Source organism: Acinetobacter sp. ASP199 (assembly GCF_022700675.1).
Taxonomy (GTDB): Bacteria; Pseudomonadota; Gammaproteobacteria; order Pseudomonadales; family Moraxellaceae; genus Acinetobacter.
In genome coordinates, this window is the sequence record NZ_CP062182.1 from 2,657,792 (window position 1) to 2,676,687 (window position 18,896).

Annotated in this window: 17 protein-coding genes; 5 read left to right on the top strand and 12 right to left on the bottom strand. The window is 45.6% G+C overall.

What is annotated here, in order from left to right; genetic code table 11:
- The first annotated feature begins 176 nt into the window (after positions 1-176).
- Positions 177-305 (top strand): hypothetical protein, encoded by a 129-nt coding sequence (locus tag IHE35_RS14680; protein WP_275975167.1) that lies wholly within the window; start codon positions 177-179, stop codon positions 303-305.
- 59 nt (positions 306-364) lie between these two features.
- Here IHE35_RS14680 and IHE35_RS12765 read toward each other — a convergent pair whose 3' ends face one another.
- The gene (locus IHE35_RS12765) at positions 365-1,237 is read right to left on the bottom strand and encodes an acyl-CoA thioesterase II (RefSeq protein ID WP_242787916.1); all 873 of its coding nucleotides are present in this window, start codon (positions 1,235-1,237) and stop codon (positions 365-367) included.
- Positions 1,238-1,522: 285 nt separating this feature from the next.
- Here IHE35_RS12765 and plsB point away from each other — a divergent pair, with 285 nt between their 5' ends.
- On the top strand, positions 1,523-4,084 hold the full coding sequence (gene plsB / locus IHE35_RS12770) for a glycerol-3-phosphate 1-O-acyltransferase PlsB (protein WP_242787917.1): 2,562 nt from the start codon (positions 1,523-1,525) through the stop codon (positions 4,082-4,084).
- 128 nt (positions 4,085-4,212) lie between these two features.
- On the opposite strand, the gene IHE35_RS12775 is transcribed toward plsB, so the two are convergent.
- Positions 4,213-5,028: an NAD-dependent epimerase/dehydratase family protein gene (locus IHE35_RS12775; protein WP_242787918.1), complete on the bottom strand. Its 816-nt coding sequence runs from the start codon at positions 5,026-5,028 to the stop codon at positions 4,213-4,215.
- Between the two features lie 34 nt (positions 5,029-5,062).
- Between IHE35_RS12775 and recG the strand changes: the two genes are divergently transcribed.
- Together recG and IHE35_RS12785 are read left to right on the top strand one after the other, a co-directional pair.
- Positions 5,063-7,108, top strand: a complete 2,046-nt coding sequence (gene recG / locus IHE35_RS12780; RefSeq protein ID WP_242787919.1) for an ATP-dependent DNA helicase RecG — start codon at positions 5,063-5,065, stop codon at positions 7,106-7,108.
- Positions 7,095-7,730: a phosphoribosyltransferase family protein gene (locus tag IHE35_RS12785; protein WP_242787920.1), complete on the top strand. Its 636-nt coding sequence runs from the start codon at positions 7,095-7,097 to the stop codon at positions 7,728-7,730. Before recG ends, IHE35_RS12785 begins: the two co-directional genes overlap by 14 nt.
- 1 nt (position 7,731) lies before the next feature.
- On the opposite strand, the gene IHE35_RS12790 is transcribed toward IHE35_RS12785, so the two are convergent.
- Positions 7,732-8,133, bottom strand: a complete 402-nt coding sequence (locus IHE35_RS12790) for an NUDIX domain-containing protein (protein ID WP_242787922.1) — start codon at positions 8,131-8,133, stop codon at positions 7,732-7,734.
- 31 nt (positions 8,134-8,164) lie between these two features.
- On the bottom strand, positions 8,165-8,755 hold the full coding sequence (locus IHE35_RS12795; RefSeq protein ID WP_242790015.1) for a TIGR00730 family Rossman fold protein: 591 nt from the start codon (positions 8,753-8,755) through the stop codon (positions 8,165-8,167).
- A 153-nt stretch (positions 8,756-8,908) separates the two neighbouring features.
- Here IHE35_RS12795 and IHE35_RS12800 point away from each other — a divergent pair, with 153 nt between their 5' ends.
- Complete coding sequence (locus tag IHE35_RS12800) at positions 8,909-9,922, top strand: CorA family divalent cation transporter (protein WP_242787924.1); 1,014 nt, start codon at positions 8,909-8,911, stop codon at positions 9,920-9,922.
- Positions 9,923-10,091: 169 nt separating this feature from the next.
- Here the strand turns inward: IHE35_RS12800 and IHE35_RS12805 are convergent, their stop codons facing one another.
- The 8 genes from IHE35_RS12805 to dxs form a co-directional block, all read right to left on the bottom strand.
- The gene (locus IHE35_RS12805) at positions 10,092-10,382 is read right to left on the bottom strand and encodes an STAS domain-containing protein (RefSeq protein WP_242787926.1); all 291 of its coding nucleotides are present in this window, start codon (positions 10,380-10,382) and stop codon (positions 10,092-10,094) included.
- Between the two features lie 12 nt (positions 10,383-10,394).
- Positions 10,395-11,030: an ABC transporter substrate-binding protein gene (locus IHE35_RS12810; protein ID WP_242787928.1), complete on the bottom strand. Its 636-nt coding sequence runs from the start codon at positions 11,028-11,030 to the stop codon at positions 10,395-10,397.
- 18 nt (positions 11,031-11,048) lie between these two features.
- Positions 11,049-11,729 (bottom strand): outer membrane lipid asymmetry maintenance protein MlaD, encoded by a 681-nt coding sequence (locus IHE35_RS12815; RefSeq protein ID WP_242787930.1) that lies wholly within the window; start codon positions 11,727-11,729, stop codon positions 11,049-11,051.
- The gene (mlaE, locus tag IHE35_RS12820; protein WP_242787932.1) at positions 11,729-12,508 is read right to left on the bottom strand and encodes a lipid asymmetry maintenance ABC transporter permease subunit MlaE; all 780 of its coding nucleotides are present in this window, start codon (positions 12,506-12,508) and stop codon (positions 11,729-11,731) included. Before mlaE ends, IHE35_RS12815 begins: the two co-directional genes overlap by 1 nt.
- Positions 12,505-13,323, bottom strand: a complete 819-nt coding sequence (locus IHE35_RS12825; protein WP_242787934.1) for an ABC transporter ATP-binding protein — start codon at positions 13,321-13,323, stop codon at positions 12,505-12,507. Before IHE35_RS12825 ends, mlaE begins: the two co-directional genes overlap by 4 nt.
- 402 nt (positions 13,324-13,725) lie before the next feature.
- Positions 13,726-15,501 (bottom strand): DEAD/DEAH box helicase, encoded by a 1,776-nt coding sequence (locus IHE35_RS12830; RefSeq protein ID WP_242787936.1) that lies wholly within the window; start codon positions 15,499-15,501, stop codon positions 13,726-13,728.
- Positions 15,502-15,950: 449 nt separating this feature from the next.
- The gene (locus IHE35_RS12835; RefSeq protein ID WP_242787938.1) at positions 15,951-16,781 is read right to left on the bottom strand and encodes an inositol monophosphatase family protein; all 831 of its coding nucleotides are present in this window, start codon (positions 16,779-16,781) and stop codon (positions 15,951-15,953) included.
- Between the two features lie 119 nt (positions 16,782-16,900).
- A complete protein-coding gene (gene dxs, locus IHE35_RS12840; protein ID WP_242787940.1) occupies positions 16,901-18,805 on the bottom strand; it encodes a 1-deoxy-D-xylulose-5-phosphate synthase in 1,905 nt (634 codons plus the stop codon).
- Positions 18,806-18,896 lie beyond the last annotated feature (91 nt).

Sequence of the window (18,896 nt, forward strand, 5' to 3'; positions counted from 1 at the left end):
ACTTATCCGGCACTATGCCATGCAAGTTTCGGATAATCGAGTAAAATTTTATAAATGCCTGGCAGCAAAATATCTTTTATTATTCATCTAATACATAGGCTGATGTACCAAATTTTGGCACGCGATGTGCTTAATCAGTGCAATAAACTGGTTTAATGGAAAGGAAATAAACGTTCATGAAAAAAATCATCATTACTGTTGCACTCATTTGCAGCATCGGGCAGGTTTTTGCACATTCTTCGGGCAATAAAGAACAGCAAGGTTGTCATAAGCATTCTGCTAATGACGTACCACATTGCCACTAAATACAAATGATATCCATAAAAAAAGCCGGAACTTCAGTCCGGCTTTTTTATTTTTAATCTTACTGGGTTTCGATTTCACGCAGACGGATCAGACCTTCCTGAGTAGTGCTACAGACCAGTTCTCCATTCTGCCACATACGACCGAAGTTCAAACCACGTGAGCTGGCACTCACCGTCGCATCCATATCGTAAAGCATCCATTCATCAGCACGGAATGGCTTATGGAAATACATGGCATGGTCGATGCTGGCACATTGCAGGTTTGGTGAAATATAGCTCAGACCATGTGGACGCAATGCAGTCGTCATCAAGGTAAAGTCTGAATAGAAAGCAGCAATCGCCTGATGCAGCGAAACTTCATCAACTTCTGGTGCAATCTGGCCATGGGTACGGATATAGTGCGCATAATTCGGTGCTTCCGGCTGCGGCTGGAATGGATTCACCGGCATCACAGGACGAATTTCTACATGGCGATCACGCATAAATGAAGCACGGACATTTTCCGGTACAAATTCAACGATCTGATGCTTCAGTTCCGCCTCATTTTTCAGGCTGTCGACTGGCGGATATTCTGGTTCAGAAATCTGATAGTTCAAACCTTCTTCCGGTTGGGCAAAAGACACCATACACATAAAGATAGTACGGCCATGCTGAATCGCACGCACCTGACGACTGGCAAAACTCTTGCCATCACGGATACGATCTACTTCATAGATAATCGGCGCATTGACATCTCCGCCAAACAGGAAATAGGCGTGCAAGGAATGTGCTGGACGATCAGTGGTATATGATGCAGCACGCAAAGCCTGCCCTAACACCTGCCCACCGAATACGCGCTTGCCTACCAGATTACGGCTAATTCCGCGGAAAATATTCTCTTCCAGCTTTTCCAGGCTAAGCAATTCAACCAGTTCTTGTGTTAAGACATTCATAGGCAACCTATACGATGTTCGGGATATCCAAAATTGGAAAAATAACAATGTGCTTCATTTCTGGTAATATTCTGCCACAAATTCTCAATAAACCCCTAGAGATTGACTGACTGACCTGTCATTCCCTTTGTGTACGTTTCGCTAAAAAAATCGTTTTTTCTCGTTAAAATCAAAGAACTTTTGTAGAATTTGTTAGAAAATGACATATTGTTTTCAAATACAATCTATCAAAATAGATCCCCCTCAGAAATCCTGTGGTTCTGGTCAGCAAAATTAGGAGTAGGTATGTCCAAAAGTGGCTTTGGTCAAATGTATCGCAAGCTTTCAAGTAAGATGCTTGAACTTGTGGTTACCCCGCATGTACTTGGGGAAGTACCAACGGAAGTCCCTGCTCCAGCGGCTGACCAGCAAGATCAGAAAAAGATTGTCTGCTATGTTCTGCAAAACCATTCTCGCAGTAACGCGCTGGTAGTAGATGGTGAAACCCGTCGTCTCAAATTACCTGCCGCACTCGATCCAATGGATCTGGGCACAAGCCAAGAAAAAGCATCGGTATTGTTCCTGCAATATCATGATGAAAGTAATCTGCTAAGTTCGCCGCCGCATGCTTTTCCACCACGTCTGCTGCGTCTGATTGAAGTACTGGAACAGAATCCAGAACTGGATGTGGAACTGATTCCGGTGACCGTGCTCTGGGGTCGTGAGCCAGAGAAAGAAGATTCCTGGTTCAAGCTGCTATTTACCGATACCTGGTCAACACCAAGCAAGATGAAACAGCTGGTGAATATTGGTCTGCATGGTCGTCAGTCTTATCTGGAGTTTCATGAAGCACAGTCACTGCGTGCACTCATTGATCATGCCAAAGTGACACATCCAAATCTGTCTCCAGCAACGTATATTGTCAGTACCTTGAATGACTATCTGGATGCCCAGCGCGAAGTCGTTCTGGGACCTGACCTTTCAGATCGCCGTAATGTGATGCAGGGTCTGATTAAATCTCCAGATGTACAGGCTGCTATACGCAATGAAAGTATCCGCAGCAAGATTAGTGTGGATGAAGCTGAACGCCGTGCGATTGGTTATTTAAATGAAATCGTATCAGATTATTCCAATTCAACCGTACGTTTTGCCGATAAAGCTCTGACCCGCCTCTGGACTCAGCTCTACGATGGCATTGATGTACATAACTTCAGTACCGTGCGTGAACTGGCAAAAGACTATGAAATTGTCTATGCGCCATGTCACCGCAGTCATATCGACTACCTGTTATTGTCTTATGTGATTTATCGTCGTGGTCTGATGGTGCCGTACATCGCAGCTGGTGATAACCTGAACATGCCATTTGTCGGCCAGATCCTGCGTGGTGGGGGTGCCTTCTTTATCCGCCGTACGTTCCGCGGTAATGCACTCTATACCACAGTTTTCAAAGAATATCTGTATAGCGTTCTGTCACGTAATACACCACTGGAATACTTTATTGAAGGTGGCCGTTCACGTACCGGTCGTCTGTTACCACCGAAAACCGGCATGCTGGCCATGACCGTACATGGCCACCTACGTGGCAAAGCGAAGCCTATCGTCTTTGTGCCCACCTATATCGGCTATGAACGCCTGATGGAAGGTGCAACTTATGTGGGTGAAATGAATGGTAAGGAAAAAGAAGCCGAATCAATTTTTGGCATTCTAAAAACCTTGCGCAAGATTGAACGTATTTTCGGTAAGGTACATCTGAATTTTGGTGAACCCGTCTTTCTCGATGACATGCTGAAACAGCATGGTGCAGATCAGATCAAAATTGAAAAGAATGATGATCCGATCCCGCCAGCAGTATCTGAAGCAGTGAATAGCTCTGCACAGGCGATTCTGGAAAATATTAACCGTGCAGCCGTAATTAACCCGGTATCCCTGCTGTCACTCATTCTATTAGCAACACCAAAACACACACTGGATGAGGCGATTTGTATCAAACAATTAGATACTTATCGTAATCTGCTGATGTCTTTGCCATATGATGAACGCATGCAAGTAACGCCGTTGTCAGGCAAAGAAATTATTGCCTATGCAATGAAATTGAAACTGATCAAACGCGTCAATCATGTGCTGGGCAATATTATCGCCATCGAAGATAATCAGGCGATCTTACTGACCTACTTCCGCAACAATATTCTGCATGCCTTTGTATTACCGTCACTGGTCGCTGCACTGGTCAATCATAATGGCATTATTCGCCGTGATGATCTGGTGAATATCAGCAGTACGCTCTATCCATTCCTGAAAGCTGAACTGTTCCTGAAATGGCATGAAGATGAAATTAAAGCACCAGTAAACGCTTATATTGATGCCCTGATTTCAGCGAAGCTGATCGCACAGGATGGTAAAAATCTGGTTGCGCCTACACCAAACAGCGAAGCGCATCATCAGCTAGAAGTTTTAGCTGCGCCTGTGATGCAAAGTATCGAGCGTTATTACATGACACTGGCACTAATCACTCAACGTGGTTCAGGCAATATCTCCACCCGTCAGGTTGAAGAATTAAGTCATCTGGTTGGTCAGCGTCTGTCTGTACTGTATGAATTCAATTCACCAGAATTCTTTGATAAGGCCCTATTCCAGAGCTTTATCAAAACGCTGACCCGAAAAGGTTATATCAGTACCAATGAAAACAATGCGATTGTCTTTGATGAGAGCTTCAAGAATATCGCTCAGTACGCTGATCTAGTATTGGATGAAGTGAAGCTACAAATGCTGCATAACCTGACAGCCTTTACTGATGAAGAATTGAAAGAAGCTTTAGATGCATTGGCAGCTGAACAAGCCAAGAAGCGTGCAAAGCGCAAGAAGAAGTAAAATTCTTTAAGCTTCTTCTCCCTCTGGGATGAGGAGTACTGCTTCGCAAGGAGAAAGGTCTTTTTATAATCCATCCCTCTCCCCTCCTTTTTCCAAAGGAGGGGAATTCCTCCCTTAAAAAAGGGAGGTTAGGAGGGATTATTTTTCTGCATCAACTCCAGATAATCCCTAAAAAAATCCTCATGTTCTAATTTAAATCCCATCTTTTCCATACGTGTCGCATAGAGCTTTTTCCCCGTCACCTGCGCACTTTCCACCTTCAATAAAGGCAATCTCATCTGCTGCTGGAACCATTGCAAAACCTCATGCAACAGCTGCGGCTGGTTATTGGTCAAAATATATGAAGATTCAAGATGTTCCACGTGAATCATCTCAGCCATAAAACGTGACAAGTCTTCAATATGAATCCGGTTCGACCAATGCAGATTTGGATAGCTGGCCATAGATCGTGCCATTTTTTCTAGACGTACAACCGAGGTCCCGTAAATTCCACTTGGACGAACGATCGTACAATGCTCTGGATAAGCAGCTAAATATGCCTGCTCCATGTGATGCAGGACTTTGCCTTGCGGATCATTGGGATAAATTGCACTGTCATCATCGACCCGCTCTCCAGCATTTTCTCCATAGACCCGGGTAGAAGATACGACAACCAGACGCTGTATCGGATGGGATTTTAGCGCAGTAACAATTGGAGCAACTGAATCCAGATAAGTCTGCTGATAAGCATCAATAGTGCTCTGATCTGGGCTGAGCAAGACGTAGACCCAGTCAATTGGTGCAAAGCTGCCTAGATCAAGCTGATGCACATCCTGAACATGATGAGTGGCGCAGGAATCTGTTTTCGCACTATGACTGATTGTGCTAATTTGATGACCTTGCTCAAATAATTGTTTAGCTATGCGTGCGGATGTTTTACCATAACCGATAAATAAAATATGCATTCAGCACCGAATCACAAAACCTGGTTGAGGGGACATGGCTGCAGTCCATCAGTTACAAGGTGTCGGCAATGCCGCCGCCGCATTACTTGAAAAATTAAATCTGTTCACAACTGATGATTTGCTCTTTCATCTGCCACGTGACTACGAAGACCGTAGCACGATCATCCCCATGAATCAATTGACTGTGGGACGCAGCTATTTACTGGAAGGCATCGTTAAAGGAGTAGATTTTCCACCGGGTAAACGCAAGTCCATGGCCGTACTGCTGGATGATGATTGCGGCAAAGTTACCCTACGTTTTTATCATATCTATAAAGGCATTACTGACCGCTGTAAAGTCGGGGCAAGATTAAGAGTCTTTGGTGAAGTGCGTGTTGGTGCCCGGGGTCTGGAAATGTATCACCCCGAACTGCAAGTGATTACTGAGCATACCCCACTCCCGCAGACACAGCTTACGGCGATCTATCCGGCAACTGAAGGTCTGACCCAACCCAAGCTACGTGAATATATCAAGCAGGCGCTCGCCCTACACAGTGATGATCTGCCGGAACTGTTACCAGCTAAATTCAGCAATGGGTATGACCTGAAACAGGCGCTAGAATATATTCATCATCCGCCAGTAGATGCCAATATGTTGCAGCTGGCACAGGGTTCCCATCCAGCCCAGCAGCGTCTGATCTTTGAAGAACTGGTCGCACATCAGATCAGTTTACTGACCCGTCGTGCCTTTATTCAGCAGATTGAAGCACCTGCATTTTCACCCAGTAAGCGTTATGCCAAACAGTTGCTCGCGGGTCTACCTTTTGAAATGACAGGGGCGCAAAAACGTGTATCCAGGGAAGTTGCCCATGACATGAAAGGCAATAAACCGATGTTACGACTGGTACAGGGTGATGTAGGTGCAGGTAAAACCCTGGTCGCGGGTGTAGCGGCTTGCCATGCTCTGGAAGAAGGCTGGCAAGTAGCCCTGATGGCACCGACCGAAATTCTGGCAGAACAGCATTATTTAAATTTTAAAAAATGGTTTGAGCCACTGGGACTGACTGTTTCCTGGCTGTCAGGTAAGCAAAAAGGCAAAGCTCGTACTGCGGCAGAGCAAAGCATTAAAGATGGCAGTGCCAATCTGGTGGTCGGCACGCATGCCCTGTTTCAGGAAAATGTCGAGTTTGCCAAACTCGGTTTGGTGATTATTGATGAGCAGCATCGCTTTGGTGTGGATCAGCGTCTGGCGCTGCGCAATAAAGGACTGGATGGCATGTCACCCCATCAGCTGGTGATGACGGCGACACCAATTCCACGTACCCTCGCCATGTCTGCGTATGGCGATCTGGACACTTCAGTTATTGATGAACTGCCACCCGGTCGTACTCCGATCCAAACCGTAACCATTCCACTGGACCGCCGTGAAGAAGTCTTGCAGCGTATTGCCAGCAACTGTGCTGAAGGCAAGCAGGCCTATTGGGTTTGCACTCTGGTCGAACAGTCAGAAACACTGGATGCCCAAGCAGCAGAAGCCACTTTTGCTGAAATTAAAGAACGTTTTCCGGAAATCAATATCGGTCTGGTACATGGCAAGATGAAGCCTGATGAAAAGCAGGCAGTGATGCAACAATTTAAAAATAATGAACTGCAGCTATTGATTGCCACGACCGTGATTGAGGTGGGTGTCGATGTACCGAATGCTTCTCTGATGGTGATTGAAAATGCCGAGCGTCTCGGACTCTCACAACTGCATCAGCTGCGTGGCCGTGTTGGTCGGGGTGCCAAAGCCAGTTTCTGTGTACTCCTGTATAAGCATCCTCTTTCTCAGAATGGTCAGGAACGTTTGCGTATCATGCGGGAAACCAATGACGGCTTTATTATCGCGGAAAAGGATTTGGAATTGCGTGGTCCAGGTGAACTGCTTGGAACCAAACAGACTGGAGATATGGGTTTCCGGGTCGCCAAGCTGGAACGGGATGATCATTTGCTGAATCAGGCGCATTATGTGGCCCAGCAGATGTTAAAGGATTATCCGAAACAGGCCGATGCGTTATTAAAACGCTGGCTGCCTGAGGCACCGCGTTATGCCTATGTCTAGGCTGATTCAGCAAGCTAAGCATTGGTTGGGCAAGTTACAGCCCTGCCAGCTCTGTCATAACGATTATCAAGCAATTCACTCAGTATGTCAGGATTGCTGGAACCAGCTACCTTGGGCACATCAGACCATTCAGCGCCAGGAAATGCAGGTACAGATTGCCTGCCATTATGACTACCCGATGGATCGCTTGATTCAGCTATTTAAGTATGAACAGAAACTTTATCTGGAAAATTTGTTAGCCGGCGCACTTCTCAGCCTGAAACTACCTAAAGTCAGCGCGGTTGTACCAATGCCTATCTCGACAGATAAACTGGTACAACGCGGCTATAACCAGTCCTTATTGCTGGCTAAACAGGTCGCAAAGCATCTTGAAGTTCCAGTATGGCAGCCGGTGAGTCGACTCAAGCAGCATTCACAAAAAGGCTTAAGCCGCCTGGAACGTATTGAAGATATTGAAGCTCAATTTCAGATCAGCACATCATCAAAATTGCGTTATCGTAAAGTGCTGATTATTGATGATGTGGTGACGACTGGCAGTTCTATTCGCGCACTTAATCAAAAGCTCGAAGAAATCGGCTGCCAGCAAATTTATGCAGCCTGTGTGGCAGGTGCAAAACTCTAAATCAGGCTTGAGCCAATAGATGGGATTTCACCCATGGAATCACAACTTCTGTAGTTAGTGGTGCCAGCGGCAAATCCTGTTCATTTAGATCAATCCATTTCATCTCAGCAATTTCTGCCTCAATTTTTGGCATTTGGTCTAGTTTGACCAGATATACATAACTGACCAGCTGGTGGTCTGGCTCATTCGCTGTCTTGGTTTCAAAACGACCAACAAATTGCTGTACTTTAGCCTGACAGCAGATCTCTTCCTGAATTTCACGAACTATAGTCACTTCAGGTACTTCATTGGGTTCCAATTTGCCGCCCACCTGCATAAAGCAGCTGGTGCCTTTCTTGCGCACCACCAATAATTGCTGTGCTTCATTCAGTACAATGCCGGCGGCAACAGTAATAACTTTCATAACAACTCAAATTTAAAAATGATCAATGCACTTATTTCACCAGATCTTGCTGATCCACCATCCCCCATTTCGCTTGGGGTGGTTGATAACTCTCGAAAGCATCCAGGATTGTTTCAATTTCCTCACTGACAATGAGCTTCTCGGTAAAACGTGCCTTGGTAAAGCCCTGCTCAGTCGTATGCTGAATAAATTGAATCAATCCCGTGTAGAAGTTTTCTGCATTTAAAAATGCACATGGCTTTTCATGAATACCAAGCTGTGCCCAGGTCCACTGCTCAAAGATTTCTTCTAGTGTTCCCACGCCACCCGGTATCGCAATAAAACCATCAGACAGTTCTGACATTTTAGTTTTACGCTCATGCATATTTTCAACGATATGCAGTTCAGTCAGGCCTGGATGAGCCAGCTCACGGTCTACCAGCTGCTTTGGAATCACTCCAATCACTTGGCCGCCTGCAGCCAAAGCACTGTCCGCAACAATCCCCATCAAGCCTGAACGACCACCACCATAGACCAGTGTTTGCTGTCTAGCCGCCAGCGTCTGGCCGACTTTTTCAGCAATCTCGGCATAAACAGGTGCAATTCCCAGTGCGGAACCACAAAAAATTGCGATAGAATTCATCATTTTTCACCATTTAGTTCTGGCTGTATCGCAAGGAAGCTCTGATCGAAGCTTTTTTTGAAAAAATAACTGTTCAATCAGTGTTTTTATTCAATTCCTTGTCTAAAATACACCCATTCCAATTTACATACTGCGCAAGGGAGAAAAGACAGCATGCTTGAAGCCTTTTATGCCACAGAGCGCGGTAGCCTAGAAGATGCCACTATTAATGGCGACTTTGATTTACATCAAGATTTGGTTTGGGTCGATCTGATTGCACCTTCACAGGAAGAGCAGCAATGGATTATGGACGCCTATGAGCAAAATCTCCCTACCCTCAAATCATTAGAAGACATTTCATCTAGTGCCCGATTCTACCGCGATGATGACGGCATTTTGCATATCAGCACCTATTTTTTAACGAAAAATAAAAATTATCAGGTCGAAGAAGATACTGAAGACCAGTCCAGCATTTTAGCCACGGTTCAAACTGTCGCATTCATTCTGCATAAAGATCGACTGTTTACCTTGCGTGGGGAAAAGCTGGTTGCGTTCCGTGCCTTTCGTGCGCGTGCGCGTCGCAATGATTATGAGATTGATTATAAGGACCCGACCTGGATTTTACTTGGCTTGCTTGAGGCCAAGCTGGATGAGCTTGCCGATATTCTGGAAGATGTGCACAAGGATCTGGAAAAATACTCAACCGAAGTGCTGAATAACCGCCATCGTGAACAGATGCTGGATCTGGATGACATGATTACCCGTCTGGCACAACTCGAGGATATGCTCGGAAAAGCCCAGCTCTGTCTGATCGATTTACGCCGGGTACTGACCTTCCTGTCGCGTCCACGTGCGCTCGGTAGTCATATCTATGATGCTGATATTCGAGAGCTCAGTGAAGATGTTCGCTCTTTAGTTGAGCATGATGCCTTTCTGTTCCAAAAGGTTCGATTCCTGCTCGACACCACCTCGGGATTCATTAACACCGAACAGAATGACACGATCCGTCGATTCTCGATCTTGCCAAGTATGCTTGCGCCACCCATGCTGATTGCGAGTATCTATGGGATGAACACGGAAGTCTTACCTTTCGCACATGGCACCACCAGCTTTATCACTGTCGGGCTAATTCTGGTCGCATTCTTCATTGGACCATTGATTTACTTTAGATGGAAGAAATGGATCTAATTTCTTCACCCTCTCTCCAACTCTCTTGCGCTTCGATTTAAAGCAGTGCTTAAAATCTTGCTCAGGGAGAGAGGAATTGCAATCTATACTTAACTTAGATCTATTTAATTTTCATTATTTCTTAAAATTTGATCACAATAAAAAAGCACCTTTCGGTGCTTTTTTATGTTTAGTGAATGATCTGTAAATCATTCTCTAAGTGACAGGACTGTATGATCTTCATCACTTTTTCAGGAACAGCCTTAAACTGCAATCCTTTCGCTTGTGGCGTCTGACGTAACCATCTGACCAATATAGCCAAAGCCAAAGTACTACCACTTTCAAGCTCAGACAGATTTACCACAATAGGAAAACCAGTCTGTGACTGAATTTCACGCAGCCCCTGTTCATAGTATTGCTGCGCATTGCTATAGTCGATTTTGCCTGAAACGTGCAGTTCCTGATTACTGAATTTGATCACAGCTCACCTATCTTATTTTTTCTTTTCAACTGCTGCTTCTGCATCTGGCTTGAAGTTCGCGATCGCTTTATCCAGGTTACCGCCATTACGTTTTACAGTTGCTGCAAACTGGTTACGGAACTGCAAACCTAGGTCAATACCAGACACATTGATGTTACGGATTTTCCATTGTGAACCTTTATCCGCTAACTGGAAAGAAACCGGAATTTTTTCGCCATTGTTATGGAAATCAATCGTCACAACTGGATTTTTGCTACCGGTGTCTTTGTACGGACGCATGGTATAAGACTGGTTGGTATACTTCGCAAATGCTGAACCATAATTTTCAATCAGCGTTTCACGGAAATTACGTTCAAACTGAGCACGCTGTGCAGCAGAGCTATACTGATTGGTCGCATACGTTCCCATCACAATACGGGTAAATGCTTGTGAATCGATATATGGATCAAGGTTCTGACGAATAATAGTTTTCACCAATGCCGGGTTGTTCTGCAACTTGCTCTTGTCTGCTTTCAGACGAGTCACCAAGTTATCTGCAACTTTCTTGATAAACGCAGGTGGTGCTTCAGCCGGTGCAGCAAAAACACTTCCGATCGCCATAGTAGATAAAATGCTTGCTGCAAGGGTTTGCTTTACTAAAATATTCACTCAAATTTCCTCAACCTATTATTCAACAAATGCAGGTTCTGCATCTGTAGTTTCAGAAGTTACTGCTTCATCAGCAGAGATCTCCTGAGTTTCTGATGACTTACTGCCTGCTCCACCTGTCACGAATTTGGTAATTAAATCTTCAATTTCCATCGTGCCTTGGGTATTGGCAATCTGATCACCACGTTTCAAATAATTCAGACCGCCGCCTGGAATAATTTTCAGATACTTTTCACCCAGCAAGCCATTGGTTGCTACCATAATGTAAGCATCTTCATCAATATTGGTGATGGATGTCATGTTGTCTAAGAGTTGTTTTTCCATTACTTTTTGTTGCGCAGGCGCCGCAGCTTCATAGTCAGTGCTGTAACGTAGTTCGTCTAGGGCTTCTTGCTGTACTTTCTTCAACTGTTCAGCATTAAACGATGTCAGCGAACCATCCAGCGTCATATGTACCGTGGCTAATCGAGTGACTGGATCAAGTGTAATCGTATCGACCTGACCGACTTTTACACCGCTTAAAGCCACTTTGGCACGTGGCTTAATGCCATTTACATTTTCGAAAGTGGCTGTCATTTTATAGCTATCGGCAATATTCGTTCCGACCAAACCACTGACACGCATTGCCAAGAAGAAAATTGCAATTCCAAACAGAATGACAAAAACACCAACGGCCAGCTCACTAGTACGTGATTTCATTAAACACCTCCGAACATGACCGCAGTCAACACGAAATCAAAACCTAAAACACACAACGATGAATACACCACAGTACGTGTTGTGGACGTTGCAATCCCTTCAGATGTTGGTTCACAGGCATATCCCTGATAGACCGCAATCCATGTACAAATTAATGCAAACACAAAACTTTTAATGATGGTCCCGTTAAAGATATCCTTATAGAACTGCACGGTACTTTCCATGCCGCTCCAATAAGCGCCTTCATCTGCACCCAGGAAATCTACACCGACCATTTTACCGCCCATAATACCCACAGCAGCAAAAATCACGGACAGCATTGGCAGGCTGAAAATTCCTGCCCAAAGACGTGGAGAAATAACCCTTTTCAGCGGATCAACCCCGATCATCTCCATACTGGATAACTGTTCAGTGGCTTTCATCAGACCGATTTCAGCTGTCAATGCTGAACCGGCACGACCCGCAAAAAGTAAAGCTGCCACAACCGGTGCCAGCTCGCGTAATAAGGTTAGAGCAACAGCGGTACCAAGCATCGCTTCACTACCGAAGGTGGCCAGAATGGTATACATCTGCAAACCGAGGACAGCACCAATAAACAGGCCCGAAACTACGATGATCAGTAAAGAGAGCACCCCAACACGATACATCTGATAAACAAACAGCTTAAACCCCAGCCAGGTTGGCATCGAAATCAGAATGCGCAACAGCATCAAGGTCGCGACCCCAATCCCGCGTACACGTTCTATGACGCGTCTACCCAATAAGGCAATTGCATTCATGAACGCACCTCATCACTTAAATAAGCCTGATGGCTAAACTGATAATCCACCGGCCCCTCAACGGAACCCGTCAGGAACTGCTGAACAAATGCAGAAGGATGTGCTTTTAATTCTTCAGGTGTGCCTTCGCCCTGGATCTTTCCTTCTGCGACTACGTAAATGTAGTCCGCAATGGATAGAGTTTCTGCGACGTCATGCGAAACGATAATTGTAGTCAGGTCTAATGCTTCACGCAGGGAACGAATCAGACGCGTTAATACACCCATCACAATCGGGTCTTGTCCGGCAAATGGTTCGTCATACATGATCAGCTCTGGGTCAAGTGCAATCGCACGTGCCAGGGCCACACGACGGTTCATACCACCGGATAATTCAGAGGGCATCATCTGCTCTGCACCGCGCAGACCGACAGATTCCAGCTTGAGCGCCACGATTTCTGCGATCAAGTGCTCAGGCAATTTGGTATGTGCACGAATCGGGAAAGCGACATTTTCATAGACACTCATATCTGTAAACAATGCACCGCTCTGGAATAACATACCCATACGTGCACGTGCAGCAAACAGCTCACTACGTGACATACGTGCGATATCCTTGCCATCCAGCAACACCTGTCCCTGATCTGGCGTTAGCTGTCCGCCAATAAGGCGTAATAATGTAGTTTTACCGGTACCAGAAGGTCCCATAATGGCAGTGATCTGACCACGTCGAATGTTCAGGCTGACATTCTCATAAATCACACGTTCGCCTCGCTTGAAGCTCAAACCTTTCACTTCTATGAGTGATTGAGTCTCAAACGCTGTTTGATTTTTCATAGCTAAGCGTTTTCCTGCATTTTTTCAGCATGCGTACTATAAAGGATTATCTGTCTAAATGTTACCTTTTGATCGGAATGTTACAATGGCAAAAAGGCAATATCTGAATGAAAAAAATGAGAAAGCATGATTTATTTTTATAATTTTATCGCTTGCTTATATGTTCAATAATCATTCAATTATAAAAATTATAGAGAAAGAGAAAAATATTACATAAGATCAGGATCAGCGCAATATAAGGCATAACAACCTCATGAATATAACAAGTCAAGTGTGTTTTTTGAGAGTTAATTATCATAACCGATTCAAATTCCGGATTGGCACACACTTTACCTAAAACTTTAAAAAAATGCATCCGTAAAAAAACCAGCGTTATCGCTGGTTTTTTCTGGCTAGATTCAATTAGTCATTGAATTTGCGACGTGGACGGTCTTCACCGAACGAACGCTCACCACGTGGTTTGTCATCGAAGTTACGACGTGGACGATCACCACCGAAATCACGTTTAGGACGGTCATCACCGAATGAACGTGCCGGACGGTTACCAAAGCCACCTTCGCGACGTGGCGCTGGACGATCACCGAAATCACGTTTAGGACGGTCACCGAAACCGCCTTCACGACGTGGCGCTGGACGATCACCAAAATCACGTTTAGGACGGTCACCGAAAGAACCTTCGCGACGTGGTTTGTAGTCTACGCGGTTGCCACGGTTGTCATCACCATTTTCGAAACGAGGACGGTCACCAAATTCACGGCGCGGACGATCATTGTTGAACTCGCGACGTGGACGGTCTTCATTAAAATCACGACGTGGACGATCACCGAAACCGCCTTCACGACGTGGACGATCGCTATTGAAGTCACGACGTGGACGGTCATCACCACCTTCACGACGTTTGAAGTTACCTTCACCTTCGAAACGACGACCACCGCCGAAGCCACCACGACCGCCATCACGACGACCGCCGCGACCACGACCAGCACCATCACGGCTACCGCGTGCAGGAGGTGGAGATGGCTCAAGACCTTCGATTTCAGATACTTCTAAACGAGCATCCAGGTAGTCTTCAAGCGCACGGATTTTACCGCGTTCACGGTAAGTTGCCAAAGTAATCGCTTTACCAGTACGGCCCGCACGACCTGTACGACCGATACGGTGTACATAGTCTTCGTTCTTCATTGGAAGACCGAAGTTAATCACGTGAGAGATTGTTGGTACGTCTAGACCACGTGCTGCAACGTCAGTTGCAACCAGGATTTTTGCACGACCTTCACGGATGCTACGTAAACGACGGTTACGAACGGTCTGTGGCATTGCACCGTGAAGCGCTACAACAGATAGACCTGCTTCAGCAAGTTCTTCAGCCAGCATATCGGTATCTTCTTGCGTAGAAGCGAATACCACTGCCTGATCAACGTCTTCTTCGTTTAACCAGTGAGTTAATAATTTTTTCTTGTGCTCAAAGCCATCCGTCCAGTGCAGAGTCTGAGTGATGTCAGTATTCGTAGAGTGACCAGTTTCGATCGCAATACGCTCTGGCTCATTCATCATGCGTTCAGCAAGCGTGATGATACGTGGAGCAAATGTTGCAGAGAACATCAAAGTCTGTTTACGGTTCGCAGCCAAGTCACCGATTGCCTCAAGGTCTTCAGAGAAACCAAGGTCTAACATACGGTCAGCTTCGTCGACGATTAACGCATCGACTTTGTCCAGTTTAATCTGGCGACGGTTTACAAGATCAAGCAAACGACCTGGAGTCGCTACAACCACTTGTGCACCTTTTAATTGCTGGATTTGTTTACCAAATGGCATACCACCCATGATTGCAGCAATACGAACACCTTTCATGTGACGTACAAATGCAATCGCATCCTGACATACCTGTTGTGCAAGTTCACGTGTTGGTGAAATTACCAGGATATTCGGTTGAGTTACCGCTTTCATGCGTTCTTTGAACGGAACGAAAGTATCTTCAGTTGCAAGGCCATTCAATGTAGGGAGAAGGAAGGCTGCAGTTTTACCAGAACCAGTCTGGCTTGACACTAGAAGGTCTTTACCTTCAAGCGCCGCAGGAATAGATTGTTCCTGTACAGGTGTAGGCGCAGTAAAGCCTAGTGCTTGTAGAGCTTGTTGTAAGGTTTCGTGTAGAGGAAAATCAGCAAAAGTTTTGCTCATAGAGTCTTTCACCCGGAAATTGGGTGCTCCATTAAAAATAAAGTCAAATGAACATCGACAAAAAGCGGTACAGCAATATACGCTGAAAATAAGAGATCATTCAGCGGCGATCCGAGTAACGACGATGTGATATAACGCACGCATGATTACGGCATAACCTGAAGGAATCGCTTTAGCGATTGGGGCGCGAGATATCGTCCTCTCTTTGGACCGCACGCGCATACACAATGATAAGAAGAGAAATGTTCAGGTAACGAACAGAAATTAAGTGCGTGCGCGGATTATAGCAGGATTAAAAATAATGTCATTAAGTTTTATTGTTATTTTGTATTAATCTAAAATTAGTTGATATTTTAACCATAGTTAGCAGTAAAAATATTTTTCAGTAATGAAAAAGGCATCTCGGAAGATGCCTTTAATATGTTTTAAACCAAAATGTCTAAACCCGATTATTTAGCTGCATCGCCCCATGCAGGAATAACGGCCTGCATTAAAGGTTTTAGCATTTTCATAGAGCAGGCAAGGACCTGACCTTTTTCCATAGATTCGCTGCCACCACGTGCATCAACCACTGTACCGCCCGCTTCTTTCACAATCAGCTCACCCGCGGCGATATCCCAAGGTTTCAAACCAAGTTCAAAGTAACCATCTAAACGACCTGCAGCAACATAAGCCAGATCCAGCGCAGCAGAACCTGCACGGCGGTATTGAGCACCTGCTTCAGTGACGTTTAATAGTGATTCGAAATGGTTTTTCGCATAAGACACCACTTCACCACCACGTTGAGCGCGGTAAGCATGACCTACTGCCAGGAAAGAATTCTGTAAGTTGTCTTTCACGTTTACACGGATACGACGCTGGTTCAGCATCGCGCCACGACCACGACTTGCAGAGAATAGCTCGTCTTTCACAGGGTCATAGATAACACCGTGTTGCGTTACGCCTTTGTGCTGAACAGCAATAGAGATACAGAAATGCGGGAAACCGTTGATGAAGTTCAGTGTACCGTCAAGAGGATCAATCACCCAACACCATTCAGCGTCGTGACCTTTACCTTCTTGCAGACCAAACTCTTCACCAAGGAAGCTGTGGTTTTTATAACTTTTACGCAGCGTATCGATAGTCAGTTGCTCCAGGTAACGGTCAACACGCGTTACAGGACCATCAATGCCTTTTTCTTCGACTTGTAGATCGAGTTTATGACGATTTTGATGCGCTTTTAAAAGCTCTTGACCAACTAATTGAGCCGCACGCGCAGCCATCACCACCATAGGTTCCATTGAACACCCACTACAAATTTGAAGATATTGATAAAGAATAATGCATAAAAGCCCCTACATTTTAGCAAATATAAGGGCTTTTTGGGAAAAAATGTGTCTAAAATTTTAAAGGCTTTGTCTCAGACCGACTGAGTGAGTGAAGACCAGGCCTGATTCATCGACTTTTCAATACCTTGAGCATCAAGTCCCGCCTGTTGCAGCATCTGTGCGTGCGTCGCTTGTGCCATAAAGGTATCAGCAAGACCAAGATTTAAGATTGGTTTCACGATCTGCGCTTCAGCCAGATATTCATTGACTGCACTGCCCGCACCCGCCATAACTGCATGCTCTTCGACAGTAACAAACAGGCTGGTACTTGGTGCAATATCATCCAGCATCTGGGTATCCAGTGGTTTGATAAAACGCATATTCACCACACGCACCGCCAAATCAAGTTTTACAGCAAAAGCTTGGGCTGCATCAATAGCAGCCTGCACTCGGCTACCAAATGCCAGTACAGAGATATAATCATCATGCTGACTATTAAAGCTCGCTACGATTTCTGCCTGACCAATTGGTAATTCAACCATGTCCTGCTGAATCTCGACGCCTAGACCATTCCCACGCGGATAACGTACTGCTGCCGGACCTTTATAGAGATAGGCAGTGTGTAACATCTGGCGACATTCATTTTCGTCTTTTGGCGCCATAATTACCAGGTTCGGAATGGTACGCATATAAGCATAATCATAAGCACCCGCATGCGTCGGACCATCTTCACCGACCAGACCAGCCCGATCGATACCAAACGTCACATCCAGATTTTGCAGTGCTACATCATGTACCAGCTGGTCATAGCCACGTTGCAAGAAGGTTGAATAGATGGCAACGACTGGTTTTAGACCCTCACAGGCCATACCCGCTGCTAGCGTTACCGCATGCTGTTCCGCAATCGCGACATCAAAGAAACGCTCAGGATATTGCTTCGCAAATTTCACCATACCCGAGCCTTCACACATGGCCGGAGTAATGGCAAGCAAGCGGTCATCTTTAGCCGCTTCATCACATAGCCACTGACCAAAGACATCAGAATATTTTGGTACTGGGTTTGTAGCAGATCCTGCATTTAGACGATTAATCGCGTGATATTTAATTTGTTCTGCTTCTGCCGGAGCAAAGCCTTTGCCTTTTTTAGTATAGACATGAATCAGGCGTGGACCTTTACGCTTTTTCAGCGCATTAAACACATGTACCAATTGATTCAGGTCATGGCCGTCATATGGACCAAAGTAGTCGAAGCCAATCGCTTTAAACAGGTTATCGGCAGCATCAGTCGCTGCGCAATGCAGACGCGAGTTGTAGACCCATTCCGGATGCGGCTGAACGAAGGCTTCACCCTCTTCGGTAATATTTACCGACTCACCGCGTTCCCACAGTGCAGCGAGATGCTTGGCAAAACCACCGGTGCTGCAGGAAATCGACATGTCATTGTCATTCAGCACCACCATCAGATCAGCATTGTGTGCAACAGCATCATTCATGGCTTCAAAGGCCATACCTGCCGTCATTGCACCATCACCAATGATGGACACCACTTCACATGGATTGTTTTGGTAGCGACGCGCCAAGGCCATCCCCAAGCCTGCTGAAATCGCAGTTGAAGAATGCCCTACCCCAAAGGTATCAAATTCAGATTCATCCCGTGCCGGGAATGCCGCCAGACCATCTTTGGCACGAATCGTGGTTAATTGCTCACGACGACCGGTTAAGGCTTTATGCGGATATGCCTGATGGCCTACATCCCAGATCAGGCGATCGTTTGGCGTATTGAAGCAATAGTGCAGAGCCACTGTCAGCTCAATCACCCCCAGATTGGCACCAAAATGCCCACCACTTTGTCCTGCAGCATACAAAATGTACTGACGTAACTCATCTGCCACCTGCTCAAGCTGATTTGGCTCAAGTGAACGCAATTGCTCTGGATGGTCGATCGCATCAAGCAACGGTGTTACAGGGCGTTGAGTTGGTATTTCTGTATACAGCATAAATGGCAAAGCCTTCAAAAGCCTGGCAAATCCTAAGCTAGGTCTGTCTATGGGGAGTCCCGATCATATAGTCGAATTGTAGCAGCTTCAA

Excerpts from the sequence above, each read along its gene's own strand:
- IHE35_RS12815 (WP_242787930.1), bottom strand. The coding sequence starts at position 11,729 with ATGAAATCACGTACTAGTGAGCTGGCCGTTGGTGTTTTTGTCATTCTG.
- IHE35_RS12835 (WP_242787938.1), bottom strand. The coding sequence starts at position 16,781 with ATGGAACCTATGGTGGTGATGGCTGCGCGTGCGGCTCAATTAGTTGGT.
- IHE35_RS12825 (WP_242787934.1), bottom strand. The coding sequence starts at position 13,323 with ATGAAAAATCAAACAGCGTTTGAGACTCAATCACTCATAGAAGTGAAA.
- IHE35_RS12775 (WP_242787918.1), bottom strand. The coding sequence starts at position 5,028 with ATGCATATTTTATTTATCGGTTATGGTAAAACATCCGCACGCATAGCT.
- IHE35_RS12800 (WP_242787924.1), top strand. The coding sequence starts at position 8,909 with ATGCTTGAAGCCTTTTATGCCACAGAGCGCGGTAGCCTAGAAGATGCC.
- plsB (WP_242787917.1), top strand. The coding sequence starts at position 1,523 with ATGTCCAAAAGTGGCTTTGGTCAAATGTATCGCAAGCTTTCAAGTAAG.
- IHE35_RS12830 (WP_242787936.1), bottom strand. The coding sequence starts at position 15,501 with ATGAGCAAAACTTTTGCTGATTTTCCTCTACACGAAACCTTACAACAA.
- IHE35_RS12785 (WP_242787920.1), top strand. The coding sequence starts at position 7,095 with ATGCCTATGTCTAGGCTGATTCAGCAAGCTAAGCATTGGTTGGGCAAG.
- mlaE (WP_242787932.1), bottom strand. The coding sequence starts at position 12,508 with ATGAATGCAATTGCCTTATTGGGTAGACGCGTCATAGAACGTGTACGC.
- IHE35_RS12790 (WP_242787922.1), bottom strand. The coding sequence starts at position 8,133 with ATGAAAGTTATTACTGTTGCCGCCGGCATTGTACTGAATGAAGCACAG.
- recG (WP_242787919.1), top strand. The coding sequence starts at position 5,063 with ATGGCTGCAGTCCATCAGTTACAAGGTGTCGGCAATGCCGCCGCCGCA.
- dxs (WP_242787940.1), bottom strand. The coding sequence starts at position 18,805 with ATGCTGTATACAGAAATACCAACTCAACGCCCTGTAACACCGTTGCTT.
- IHE35_RS12795 (WP_242790015.1), bottom strand. The coding sequence starts at position 8,755 with ATGAATTCTATCGCAATTTTTTGTGGTTCCGCACTGGGAATTGCACCT.
- IHE35_RS14680 (WP_275975167.1), top strand. The coding sequence starts at position 177 with ATGAAAAAAATCATCATTACTGTTGCACTCATTTGCAGCATCGGGCAG.
- IHE35_RS12765 (WP_242787916.1), bottom strand. The coding sequence starts at position 1,237 with ATGAATGTCTTAACACAAGAACTGGTTGAATTGCTTAGCCTGGAAAAG.